Origin of the sequence: Streptomyces sp. NPDC058371, from assembly GCF_042723265.1 — a bacterium.
Lineage (GTDB): Bacteria > Actinomycetota > Actinomycetes > Streptomycetales > Streptomycetaceae > Streptomyces.
On sequence record NZ_JBHXJC010000003.1, the window covers coordinates 325195 to 336958 of the forward strand.

An 11764-nucleotide genomic window follows, 5' to 3' on the forward strand; every position below is an offset into this window, starting at 1 on the left:
CCGTGGCCGGGGGACAAATGCGGCCGCGCGGAGCGACGGGGTCGTGACGTCGGTCCCGGAGGACTGACGCCCGGCCTCGTCGCCCCGCGCGGACCAGCGGCTCCCGAACCGGATCATGGGGACTGCGGTGCGGCGGTGGCGGTACTAGGCGGTGCGGGTCGTGCTGGGTGCCGTGGAACTGCGGCTCAGTGAGCCACGGCACGTGCCATGGAACCGTGGCGCGGTTGCATCGGAACACCCCTGGCCGGTTCCGGTGCGGTCCTGGCTCCGACGGTGGCCTGGCGGCCGACCTGTGGTGCCGGGCTGCGACGCGGCTGTGCGGCCACGCCGTTCTGGACGTCCATGACCGCGTGTGCCACGAGGCCGCCCATGGGATCGTGCCTGATCAGGTCCCGGAGCCTGGAGCGGGACGAACGTCCCTCATTCCCCGGGTAGAGATGCTTGCCGAGACCGACCGCGTGGGCCAGGGCGGCGAGCGCCGCGGTCCGCGGGTCCGGCGGTACGCCGGTGCGGATCGCGTTGTCCAGCCGGGTCTTGATCTCCCGGCTGATTGCCGTGTCCGTCGCTTGGTAGCGAGTCGTCGGCAGCACCCCGCACATCTGGCCGGCCACGGCATGCACCATGCCGCACCTCTCCAGATGCGAGAGATAGGTCTGGCGCAGCCCGAGTCGGGGTCCGCCAATCCAGTTGACCGCACGTACGGGTGCTCCGCGTCGGCGAAGCAGTTCCAACGCACAGTCCAGTGTTGGATCTCCAGTCGGCCGTGGTGCCACCACGGCGATACGATCCCCGTCTGGGGCTATCCGTCCGGCCAGCGCCAGCTCCACTAGCTGTGCTCCGGCCAGACCGAGGTCGAGCGACTGCGGCTGTGCGGTGGTACCCGTGGTCGGGTCCAGCGCCAGCAACAGAAGCTCCTCCGGAAGTGTTCTGCGGCTCCTGCCCATCCATGCCTCCCCGCGTGGATGAATGACAGGGTGACCCCTCTCACATTGGTCTGTCGAGGGTGCGTGACCGCTTTGTTGTGGAACCGGTAGATATGTCGTTCTCGTCTACCGCAGGGGTTAAGCCCGCACACAGGACACTGGTACATGGTTCGGACAGCGATGTCCGGGCGGCGGTTCGAGGGTTCACGGTTCGGTTGGGCGCCGCTGGGTGGCGCATGGAGGAGGCATCGGTGGCGGGCGAGTCCCCCGACAGGTCGAAGCAGCACGAGTCGTCGGCGTCGTCGGCAGAAGCGACGTCGGGGACCCCGGCCGCGGTTCCGGGTCCGACCCGGGGGGCCGGGCCGGCCTCGGCATCGGGTCCGGCATCGGGTCCGGCCGCGGGTGCGGCCGATCCGCGGATGGCGGTGGCCCGGGAGCGGGCCGCCACGGTACGGGTGGATCAGGCGACCGCGGTGTTCTCCACGCGGGCCCTGAAGGAGGCCGAGCGCACCGGGGACGCGCCCCAGGAGCCGGCGGAGTCCGTCGCTCCCGCGGAGGCGGAGGCGGAGGTCGAGGACGTGCCGGCGGGGTCCGGTGTCTCGTCCCCGCCCGGTGCGGGCGGGTCCTCGGGCGACGCGCGCCTGCGGGCCGCGGTGGCCGCGTGGGTGGCTACCGCGGATGACTCGGACGGCCCCGAGGACGCGGGCTCGGCCGGGGCCGAGGGCTCCGGCGCGGGCTCGGCTGAGGCCGAGGGGCTCGACGGGGACGCGGCTGAGGCCGTGGGGCCCGCGGAGGCGGAAGGTTCCGCCGAGGGCTCCGACGGCTCCGACAGCGACGGTGGCTTGGACGTCACCGACGGCTCCGACAGCGCCGGTGGCTCGGACGTCACCGACGGCTCCGACAGTGACGGTGGCTCGGACGTCACCGAGGGCTCCGACAGCGACGGTGGCTCCGACGCCTCCGTGGAGTCGGGCAGTTCGGTCAAGGATTCCGCCGCGGGTGCGGTGACCGGCGACGAGGCCGCGCCCGAGGCCGGTGACTCGGCCGAGGGTTCCGAGGACGCTCCCGGTTCCGAGGCCGACGCACCTGCCGAGGGTTCCGTCGGCGGTACGGCGGCCGAGGGCGACGCGCCCGCCAAGGACTCCGCCGAGGACGCCCCCGCGCCCGAGGCCGACGCTCCCGGCAAGGGATCGACCGGCGATACGGCGGCCAAGACCGAGGCGCCCGCCAACGCCGACGCGCCCGCCAAGGGTTCCGAGGACGGTGTGCCGGCCCCGGAGTCCGAGGAAGCCGCCAAGGGGCCCGACGAGGGCGCTGCCAAGCCCCCCGTGGACCAGCCGACCGCCGTCTTCAAGGCGGTGCGGACGCCGGCCGTGGACCAGCCCACGACGATGCTCAAGCTGGGCGGCGCGGCCAAGGCGGCCGACACGCCCGCCCCGGCCGACGACAAGCCCGGCGCGAAGCAGGACCAGCAGCCCAAGCAGGACCAGCGGCCGAAGCCGAACGAGCAGCCGAAGCAGAACCAGCAGCCGAAGCCGAACGAGCAGCCGAAGCAGGACCAGCGGCCGAAGTCGGACGCCCCGGCGAAGCCGGACGACAAGGCGACGCCGGCCCCGCGGCCCGTCGCGGAGTCCCCGGCCGAACGCACCAGCAAGTTCGTCGCGCTGAAGCCGCTGGACGAGCCCGGGGCGGCCAAGCCGGCGGCCCAGGCGCCCGCGCCCGCTGGCGCTCCCGCGTCCGCGCCGGCCCCGGCGAGGCCGACGGTGGCCCCCGCAGAGGCGACCGCCTCCGTCCCGCAGGTCGGGCCGGAGCGGACCACGCAGCAGCCCCTGCCGCCGAGGCCGCCGCTGGACCTGCTGGCCGAGCTGACGAACACGCCGCCGCCTCCGGAGACCCCGGTGCGCACGATCGTGCGGCGGGTCAAGATCTGGACCCCGCTGGTGCTGCTCCTTGCCGTGGTCTTTGCAGTCGTACAGGCCGTACGGCCGCTGCCGAGCCCGAGTCTCGGGCTCACCGCCGACGAGACGTACACCTTCAAGGGCGGCAAGCTCGACCTGCCGTGGCCGGGTCAGGGCCAGTCGGCGATCGAGGTCGAGGGAGTCGGCAGCCTCGGCACCGACGGCAAGCAGACGGCCGCCCCCATCGCGAGCGTCGCCAAGATCATGACGGCGTACGTGATCCTCCAGGGGCACCCGCTGAAGGGGAACGAGGGCGGCCCGCAGATCACCGTCGACCAGCAGGCCGAGGACGAGTCGAAGCTGCCGGACGAGTCGACGGCCGCCATGACCAAGGGCCAGAAGTTCACGGAGCGTCAGATGCTCCAGATGCTGATGATCCCGTCCGGCAACAACGCGGCGCGGCTGCTGGCCCGCTGGGACTCCGACAACAAGACCTTCGTCGGCAAGATGAACGCCGCGGCGAAGGAGCTCGGCATGTCGAAGTCGACGTACACGGATCCGAGCGGTCTGCAGAAGACGACGGTGAGCACGGCGAGCGACCAGATCAAGCTGGCCAAGAACGTCATGCAGGACGAGGTGTTCCGCAGCATCGTCGGGATGGCCAGTGCCAAGATCCCCGGCCTCGACAAGCCCATCTACAACAACAACGACCTGCTGGTGCAGCAGGTCGGCGTGATCGGCCTCAAGACCGGTTCGTCGACGCCCGCGGGCGGCAACCTGGTGTGGGCCGCCACCAAGACCGTGGGCGGCAAGACGCAGACGATCTACGGCGCGGTCATGGGCCAGAACGCCGGCACGGGCAAGGTCTGGGACAGCCTCCACCTGGCCCTGACCAACAGCCAGAAGCTCATCGACAAGGTCCAGCAGAGCCTGACCACCGCCACGGTGGTGAAGAAGGGCGACGTCGTCGGGTACGTGGACGACCGGCTGGGCGGCCGGACGCCGGTCGTCGCCACCCAGAACATGACGGCGGTCGGCTGGCCCGGACTGACGACGAAGCTGTCGATCGGGCAGCAGGGCAAGACGGCCGTTCCGCACTCGGGCGAGGCCGGCAAGGTCGTCGGCGAACTGACCGTGGGCGACGGTTCGCACCACGCGGTGAAGATCCCGGTCGCGCTCCGGTCGGACCTGGCCGAGCCGGGCTTCGGCGCCAAGCTGACCCGGGTGAGCTGAGCCGGGAAGCCGAGGGGTGGTCACCCGGGCGGACCGGCCCGGGTGTTCACCCGCGTGACCTGTCCGGCCGCACGGGGCCGGTATGAGTCGAGCAGTACCGGACATACGTACGAGCGCTGTACCGAGGTACGGCGAACGCACCGCACCTCGCCTACGGAGGCCCGCCCGGGCGCCCGTAGGCGGGGTGCGTGCTAGCGTCGCGAGCGGGGCGGGTCGAGGCCGAGGGTCCCGGCCGAGAACGGAAAATCGGGACACGGGGAGTGCCTTCAAGTGGCCACAGCGGAGCCGACACACGCCGACGACGCCCAGCCGGGCCCAGGATCCGGCCCGCGAATACCGCTGCCCGCCGACCGTCCGGACCCGTCCGACGCCCCTGACTCCGACGGCTCCTCCGGCGCCCTCGCGGCCCTGCTGCTCCGGCACCCCGTCGCGCTCGTCACCGTGCTCGCCGGAGTGCTGCACATCGTCTGGTTCTTCACATTCGCCAACAGTGGCGGGGACCTCGCGGCACAGGACGCCTGGGCCGAGTTCGTGGGCCGGCACCCCGACTCTGCGTACAACCTCGCCTGGTACGGCGGGATGCACCCGGTGTCGTACAGCGTGGTGTCGCCGTATCTGATGTCCGTGCTCGGGGTGCGGACGACGATGATGATCGCGGGGACGATCTCGGCCGGGCTGCTGACGATGATCCTGATCCGCAGCCGCGCCGTGCGGCAGCCGCTGTGGCCCGCGCTCGCGGGCGTGTTCGCGCTGCTGTGCAACGCCGCGTCGGGCCGGGTGACCTTCGGTCTCGGCATGGCCTTCGCGCTCGGTGCCACCGCCGTGGTCTTCTGCTGGCCCTACCGCTGGCGCTACAAACGCTGGGCGAAGGCCCTGTGCGCCGCCCCGCTCGCCGCGCTCGCGACCGCCGCCTCGCCCGTCGCCGGGCTCTTCGTCGGACTGGTCGCGGTCGCCCTGTTCCTGCAGAAGCGGCGGCCCGGCGCATGGGCGCTGGGCATCGCCCCGACGGTCGTCGTGGCGCTCTCCGCCTGGCTGTTCCCGTTCTCCGGGACCCAGCCGATGGCCTTCGGTTCGACCGTGCTGCCGCTGCTCTTCGCGGCCCTCGTCTTCGTGCTGGTCCCCCGGCAGTGGAAGACCGTCCGGATCACGTCGGCGGTGTACGGGCTCTCCGTCCTCCTCGTCTGGCTGATCAGCTCCCAGATCGGCTCCAACATCACCCGGCTGGCCATGCTCTTCGCGGGCGTCGCCCTACTGGCCGCGCTGCCGTTCGAGGTGCCGCGCTCGCGCAAGTGGTACGCGATCCTGCTCGCGTTCCTCGGCTTCACCGGCTGGATCGGGTTCAAGTCGGTCGACGACATCGTGCACACGACGCCCGCCGCGTCCTGGGCCCGCGAGCTGGCGCCCCTGGTCAACCAGCTCCAGCAGGTCGGTGCCGAGCGGGGCCGCGTCGAGGTCGTCCCGGCGCGCTCGCACCGCGAGGCCTCCGCGCTCGCGCCGTACGTGAACCTCGCCCGCGGCTGGAACCGCCAGGCGGACATGGAGCGCAACCCCCTCTTCTACGACGACACCCTCAACTCGGCGAACTACCACGAGTGGCTCCAGCGCTGGGCCGTCCACTACGTGGTGGTGCCGAAGGACGAGCCGGACGGGGACGGCGGCGAGCGCGAACGGCAGCTCGTCCAGCGCGGGATGCCGTATCTGAAGCAGATCTGGGGGGACGCGAACTGGCAGCTGTTCGCGGTCACCGACCCGACGCCGCTGGCCGATCCGCCCGCCGTCGTCGACCGTGCCGAGCAGGGCGAGCTGACGATCGAGGTGAAGAAGGCGGGACGCGTCCTCATCCGCATCCCGTACTCGCCCTGGCTCGGTCTCGTCGACGCCGACGGCAAGAGCGTCAAGGCGCCCCAGGAGACGGACGAGTCCAAGCACCGGGAGTCCGGCACCCCCAAGACGTTCGACAACCTGCACGGCTGCCTCATGGAGGCGGCGGAGGACACGTCGGGCGACAAGTGGACCGAGCTGCTGGCCCCGGAACCGGGGACGTACCGCCTGGCGGCCCCGTACCAACTCCCACGGGGCACGGCCTGCCCGGAGGAACTCCGGTAGTACGTCTCACCCCGGGCCGGGGGAGATGGTTTCAGCCCGTCCGGCGTTTGAGGACGAGCGCGAAGCGCGATCACGGGGGCCCGGGGGCGGAGCCCCCGGATACGGGAAGGGCAGGGGCGGAGGGGGGCGAAAACCCCGCAGGCCCCCGCCCGCGCACTCCCTCACCGCACCGGAAACGCCACGTCACAGACGGGATCGTCCGGCCCCGCGGAGTCCCAGTCGGCGAAGTAGACCTCCCGGCAGGGACCGGCGTACCCGAGCCCCCGCTCGGCGACCCACGCCTCGACGGCCTCGAACGCGGCGATGATCTGCGGGTGAGCCACCTGCGCCTTGGTGATCCGGGTGAACGCCAGCCGCCGCGCGGGCTCGACCCGCACCCGCGTCTCCCAGCCCCGCCCCTGCTCCGCGGCCCAGACCCGCGCCGCCCCCTCGTCGGCGACGGGCACGCACGACTCGGCGGGCCCGTCACTCTCCTGGGAGACCTCGGCGTGGTAGACGACGAAGGGCGCCGCGGTCACCCCACCGCAGACCTCCGCCCCCTTTTCGAGCCGCTCCAGCGAGGCACCGATCCACGCCGGCAACTCGTCGGCGAGGGTGTGCCGGGTCTGTGTCAGCACCACCCGCTCCGGTACCTCGACCGTCTCGACGACGAACTTCCCGTACATCTCGGAGCTCCTTCCCGACAGACGTCCACGGAGGTACTCGGCGAGCGTCCGCTGCGAGGCGAACCGGGCCTCGGCAGCCGCCCAGTACGCGTCGAGCAGGGCGGCGGCCGAGGCCTCGTCGCTCTCCACCAGCTCCGCGATGCGCGCGAGCGGCATGTCGAGGCGGCGCAGCAGCGCGACCATGCGGGCGCGTTCGGCCTGGTCGGCGCGGTAGTAGCGGTAGCCGCTGACCTCGTCGACGTAGGCCGGGGCCAGCAGCCCGAGCCGGTCGTACAGCCGCAGCGCCTTGGCCGAGAGCCGCGCGCGGGCGGCGAAGGCACCGATCGTGAGCAGTTCCTGGGGCACGGGCCCATCCTCCGTCACCGGGCGCCTGCCGCCCGGTGACCAGGACGGTGGCCCCTGCCCCAGGGGCAAGGTCAACGGCGGGGCGGGGGAAGGGCTAAGGAAGTGCCTTCTCCACCGCGGCCACCAGCTCCGCCGACTCCGGCTCCGTCTGCGGCGAGAAGCGCGCCACCACGTCCCCGTCGGGGCCGATCAGGAACTTCTCGAAGTTCCAGCGGATGTCGCCGGTGTGGCCCTCGGCGTCCGCGGTGTCGACCAGCAGCTTGTAGAGCGGGTGCCGGCCGTCCCCGTTCACCTCGGCCTTCTCGGTCAGCGGGAAGGTCACGCCGTACGTCGCCGAGCAGAACTCGGCGATCTCCTCGGAGCTGCCGGGCTCCTGGCCCATGAACTGGTTGCAGGGCACGCCGAGCACGGTGAAGCCCTGCGCGGCATAGCGCTCGTGCAGCCGCTCCAGGCCCGCGTACTGCGGGGTCAGCCCGCACTTGGAGGCCACGTTCACGATGAGGACGGCCTTGCCCCGGTACTGCCCGAGGTCGGCGGAACCGCCCTGGAGCCCGGCTATCTCGACATCGAAAACGGAATCGGCGGACCGGTCGGACCCGGCGGAAGTGTCATGTGTGGTCATACGGGGATGCTAACCGTGCCCCGACGGGGCGTGGACGAGCACCTCTCCTGCCGGCGTGCGGTAGTAGAGCACCGACCGGCCCGCCCGCCGGCGCCGTACCAGTCCGGCGTCCAGCAGCACCTTGAGGTGGCGGCCGACCGAGCCGAGGCCCTGCCGGGTCACGGCGACCAGCTGGGTCGTGCTCATGGGGGAGTCGAGCAGGACGAGGACGCCGGCGCGGGCGGGTCCGAGCAGTGCGCCCAGGCTCTCCGGCACGGACTCCGGACCCCGCGGCCCGGTCCCCGCGAGCGGGCCCGAGCACGGGTACACGAGGGCGTAACGGTGCGGCTCCTGCCATGACTCCCACGACACCCAGCCGTGCCGCTGGGGAGTGATGGGCACGAAGAAGAGCTGGGCGCCGGAGATCTCCCGCGGCGGGTACTCGTGGAGGTTCACCTGCAGCCGGTTGTCCCCGAGCCAGCGCGTCCCGGGCCGCAGGGTGTCCAGGGCGGCGGCCCAGCCGCCCTGGCTGAGCTGCGCCGTACGGGAGACGACGTCGGCTTCGAGGATGCGCCGACGCCGCTCCCAGTCCGGGCGCACGGCATCGGTCCAGACGTGGGTGAGCAGGTCGGCGGCGCGCCGTGGCAGGTCGTCGCGGTCCAGGGCGGCCGGGAGCGGGCCGCGCAGTGAGACGGTGAGGTGGGCGCGCGCCTCGACGGGCGAGGCCTCCCGCACCCGGGCGACCTCCTCCTCGAAGCTCTCGCCTCTGGGGGCGGGGGTCAGGAAGTCGGCGATCCACTCCCGCCCGAGTCCGGCCCGGACGAGCAGCGCGGTGACGGGGTCGTCGGCCAGCCGGCTGCGGTACGCGGGCAGCCGGGCGTCGAGCCAGGCGCGCTCACCGGGGTGCGCGGCCACGCCCGCGTGCAGCAGTTTCAGACAGGCGAAGGTCTCCGCCAGCGGCGACAGCACGAACCTGCTGCCCGCGAGGGTGTCGGCGTTGATCTGCCACCAGCCCATCCGCGCTTCTCCCCCCCCGGCTCCCCCCGATGGTTTCGCCCTGGCGCGAAACAATAACGGCCGGCGTACGGGCCGCCCGAGACTCCGGCCATGCGCAGCTACTCGGACCTCTTCCGCACCCGGGAATTCACGCCCCTCTTCCTGTCCTCCTCGCTGCAGATCGCCGCCTCGACGGTGAGCGGTCTGGCCCTGGGCACGCTCGTGTACCGGGCGACCGACTCGCCGCTGCTGTCCGCGCTGAGCATGTTCGGTTCCTCGCTGGTCCAAGTCGTGGGCGCGGCAACGCTGTTGTCCGCCGCGGACCGGTTGCCGCCGCGCGCGACGATGGCGGGGATCGCGTCCGTGTTCGCGGTCGGTACGGCGGTCCTGGCGACCCCCGGACTGCCGGTCCCGGCGATGTTCGCCGTCATCCTGGTCCTCGGTCTGACCGCCTCGCTGGGCAGCGGGGTCCGCTGGGGCCTGCTGACCGAGATCCTGTCCAAGGACGGCTATCTGCTGGGCCGTTCGGTCTTCAACATGATGTCCGGGCTGATGCAGATCCTGGGGTACGCGACGGGCGGACTGCTGGTGGCCCTGCTCTCCCCGCGGGTCACGCTGCTCGTGGCGGCGGCGCTGTATCTGGCGGCGGCGGCCGGCATCCGGCTCGGGCTCGCCCCCCGGGCGCCACGGGCCGTGGGCCGCCCGTCGATCGCGCGGACCTGGCGCACGAACGCCCTGCTGTGGTCGTCCGCGCCCCGGCGCACCACGTATGTGCTCCTGTGGATCCCGAACGGCCTGGTCGTCGGCTGCGAGTCCCTCTTCGTCTCCTACGCGCCGGACCGTGCGGGCTGGCTGTTCGCCGCCGCCGCGTTCGGCATGTTCGCCGGGGACGTGACGACCGGCCGCTTCCTGCCGCCGCAGGTCCGGCCGCGCCTCGGCATCCCGTTCCTGCTCCTCCTGGCCGGCCCGTACCTGGTCTTCGTGCTGCGTCCGGGAGTGGCCGTGGCGGTGGCGGTCGTCGCGCTCGCCTCCGTCGGCTTCGGCGCCAGTCTGATCCAGCAGGAGCGTCTGATGGCCCTGACACCCGACGAACTCAGCGGCCACGCCCTCGGGTTGCACTCCTCGGGCATGCTCACGATGCAGGGCGTGAGCGCGGCGCTGGCCGGCTCGATGGCCCAACTGACGTCTCCCGGTACGGCGATGACCGTGATGGCCGTCGCGTCGCTCGCGGTGACGGTGGCGCTCGGAGTGCGCACGTCGCGGCTCCGGCCCGGTCGTGGGGAAGGGGTCTCCCGCCGGCACGACCGGGCCGAGGGAGTCACGCCTCGTCGTCGACCCACGACATGAGCTTGCGGAGCTCCTTGCCGGTGGTCTCCAGGAGGGACTGCTCGTCCTGGGTCTTGTACTCGTTGTACTTCTTCAGACCGCCGTGGTACTCGGCCATCCACTCACGGGCGAAGGTGCCGTCCTGGATCTCGGCGAGGACCTTCTTCATCTCGGCCTTCGTGGCGTCCGTGATGATCCGCGGGCCGGTGACGTAGTCGCCCCACTCCGCGGTCTCCGACACCGACCAGCGCATCTTCTCCAGGCCGCCCTCGTACATCAGGTCCACGATGAGCTTCAGCTCGTGGAGGCACTCGAAGTACGCGATCTCCGGCTGGTAACCGGCCTCGGTCAGCGTCTCGAAGCCCGCCTTGACCAGCGCCGCGGTACCACCGCACAGCACGGCCTGCTCACCGAACAGGTCGGTCTCGGTCTCCTCGTTGAACGTCGTCTTGATGACACCGGCACGGGTGCCGCCGATGCCCTTCGCATACGACAGGGTCAGCGGGAACGCCTTGCCGGTGGCGTCCTGCTCGACGGCCGCGATGCACGGCACGCCGCGGCCCTCCTCGTACTGGCGGCGCACCAGGTGACCGGGGCCCTTGGGGGCGACCATGCAGACGTCGATACCGGCCGGCGGCTTGATGAAGTCGAAGCGGATGTTCAGGCCGTGGCCGAAGAACAGCGCGTCGCCCTCCTTGAGGTTGTCCTTGATGGACTCCTCGTAGACCTGGGCCTGGATCGGGTCCGGCACCAGGATCATGATGACGTCCGCCTCCGCGGCGGCCTCGGCCGGGCTCACCACGCGCAGGCCCTGCTCCTCGGCCTTCGCCTTGGACTTGGAGCCCTCGTGCAGACCGACGCGGACGTCGACGCCGGAGTCACGCAGCGACAGCGCGTGGGCGTGGCCCTGGCTGCCGTAGCCGATGACCGCGACCTTGCGGCCCTGGATGATGGACAGGTCGGCATCGTCGTCGTAGAACAGCTCGGCGGGCATGAGGGTTTCTCCTTGTGGTTCTTGAGGGTTGGGTAAGGAAGTGAGCCGGCACGCTAGGCGCTCTGCGCGGAAGCGGAAGCGGAAGCGGAAGCGGAAGCGGGGGCGGTGGAGGCGGACGTCGTCGTGGCGGCGGGCGTCAGACGGAACGGGCGGGTGTCCCGTACGCCGCGTTCGGCGAGGGAGCGGGAGCCGCGGCCGATGGCGATGGCACCGGACTGGACGAGTTCCTTGATGCCGAAGGGCGCCAGCATCCGGAGCATCGCGTCGAGCTTGTCGGCGGCGCCGGTGGCCTCCAGGGTGACGGCATCCGGGGAGACGTCGACCGTCTTCGCGCGGAACAGCTCGGCGATCCCGACGATCTGGGAGCGCGTCTCGTTGCCGGCCCGGACCTTCACCAGGACCAGCTCGCGCTGGACCGCGGAGTCCGCCTCCAGCTCGACGACCTTCAGGACGTTGACGAGCTTGTTGAGCTGCTTGGTCACCTGCTCCAGGGTCAGCTGGTCGTCGACCCGGACCACGATGGTGACGCGGGAGAGGTCGGGGTGCTCGGTGGTGCCGACCGCCAGCGAGTCGATGTTGAAGCCGCGGCGCGAGAACAGGGCGGCGATCCGGGCGAGGATGCCGGGGGTGTTCTCGGCCAGGACGGAGAGTGTGTGCTGGGACATGTCAGGAGGTCC

General features: G+C 71.8%; 8 protein-coding genes and 1 pseudogene. 3 read left to right on the plus strand and 6 right to left on the minus strand.

Translation table 11 applies throughout. The features are described 5' to 3' along the window. Nucleotides 1-185 precede the first annotated feature (185 nt). Nucleotides 186-944 (minus strand): GPP34 family phosphoprotein, encoded by a 759-nt coding sequence (locus ACFWM2_RS13070; RefSeq protein WP_383277383.1) that lies wholly within the window; start codon nucleotides 942-944, stop codon nucleotides 186-188. Nucleotides 945-1342: 398 nt separating this feature from the next. Here ACFWM2_RS13070 and ACFWM2_RS13075 point away from each other — a divergent pair, with 398 nt between their 5' ends. Both ACFWM2_RS13075 and ACFWM2_RS13080 read left to right on the plus strand, forming a co-directional pair. Then, complete coding sequence (locus ACFWM2_RS13075) at nucleotides 1343-4054, plus strand: D-alanyl-D-alanine carboxypeptidase (RefSeq protein WP_383277386.1); 2712 nt, start codon at nucleotides 1343-1345, stop codon at nucleotides 4052-4054. Nucleotides 4055-4324: 270 nt separating this feature from the next. Then, nucleotides 4325-6160 carry an MFS transporter gene (locus ACFWM2_RS13080; protein ID WP_383277389.1) on the plus strand — a complete coding sequence of 612 codons (1836 nt, stop codon included), beginning with the start codon at nucleotides 4325-4327 and terminating at the stop codon, nucleotides 6158-6160. Between the two features lie 161 nt (nucleotides 6161-6321). Here ACFWM2_RS13080 and ACFWM2_RS13085 read toward each other — a convergent pair whose 3' ends face one another. The 3 genes from ACFWM2_RS13085 to ACFWM2_RS13095 all read right to left on the minus strand — a co-directional run bounded on the left by ACFWM2_RS13085 (nucleotide 6322) and on the right by ACFWM2_RS13095 (nucleotide 8788). Further along, the gene (locus ACFWM2_RS13085; protein ID WP_383277392.1) at nucleotides 6322-7170 is read right to left on the minus strand and encodes a MerR family transcriptional regulator; all 849 of its coding nucleotides are present in this window, start codon (nucleotides 7168-7170) and stop codon (nucleotides 6322-6324) included. Between the two features lie 94 nt (nucleotides 7171-7264). Beyond that, the gene (locus ACFWM2_RS13090) at nucleotides 7265-7792 is read right to left on the minus strand and encodes a glutathione peroxidase (RefSeq protein WP_383277395.1); all 528 of its coding nucleotides are present in this window, start codon (nucleotides 7790-7792) and stop codon (nucleotides 7265-7267) included. Between the two features lie 9 nt (nucleotides 7793-7801). Further along, nucleotides 7802-8788, minus strand: coding sequence for an ArsR family transcriptional regulator (locus ACFWM2_RS13095; RefSeq protein ID WP_383277398.1), 987 nt, complete (start codon nucleotides 8786-8788; stop codon nucleotides 7802-7804). 90 nt (nucleotides 8789-8878) lie between these two features. On the opposite strand from ACFWM2_RS13095, the gene ACFWM2_RS13100 reads away from it, so the two are divergent. Beyond that, nucleotides 8879-10114: an MFS transporter gene (locus ACFWM2_RS13100; protein WP_383277401.1), complete on the plus strand. Its 1236-nt coding sequence runs from the start codon at nucleotides 8879-8881 to the stop codon at nucleotides 10112-10114. Here ACFWM2_RS13100 and ilvC read toward each other — a convergent pair. Both ilvC and ilvN read right to left on the minus strand, forming a co-directional pair. Next, entirely contained in the window at nucleotides 10086-11087 is a 1002-nt protein-coding gene (gene ilvC / locus ACFWM2_RS13105; protein WP_383277404.1) for a ketol-acid reductoisomerase, read from the minus strand. The genes ACFWM2_RS13100 and ilvC overlap by 29 nt on opposite strands. A gap of 158 nt (nucleotides 11088-11245) precedes the next feature. Continuing rightward, nucleotides 11246-11752: pseudogene (ilvN, locus tag ACFWM2_RS13110) on the minus strand (acetolactate synthase small subunit); the annotation flags it as partial. Nucleotides 11753-11764: the final 12 nt, after the last annotated feature.

Excerpts from the sequence above, each read along its gene's own strand:
- ACFWM2_RS13075 (WP_383277386.1), top strand. The coding sequence starts at position 1,343 with ATGGCGGTGGCCCGGGAGCGGGCCGCCACGGTACGGGTGGATCAGGCG.
- ACFWM2_RS13090 (WP_383277395.1), bottom strand. The coding sequence starts at position 7,792 with ATGACCACACATGACACTTCCGCCGGGTCCGACCGGTCCGCCGATTCC.
- ilvC (WP_383277404.1), bottom strand. The coding sequence starts at position 11,087 with ATGCCCGCCGAGCTGTTCTACGACGACGATGCCGACCTGTCCATCATC.
- ACFWM2_RS13100 (WP_383277401.1), top strand. The coding sequence starts at position 8,879 with ATGCGCAGCTACTCGGACCTCTTCCGCACCCGGGAATTCACGCCCCTC.
- ACFWM2_RS13070 (WP_383277383.1), bottom strand. The coding sequence starts at position 944 with ATGGGCAGGAGCCGCAGAACACTTCCGGAGGAGCTTCTGTTGCTGGCG.
- ACFWM2_RS13095 (WP_383277398.1), bottom strand. The coding sequence starts at position 8,788 with ATGGGCTGGTGGCAGATCAACGCCGACACCCTCGCGGGCAGCAGGTTC.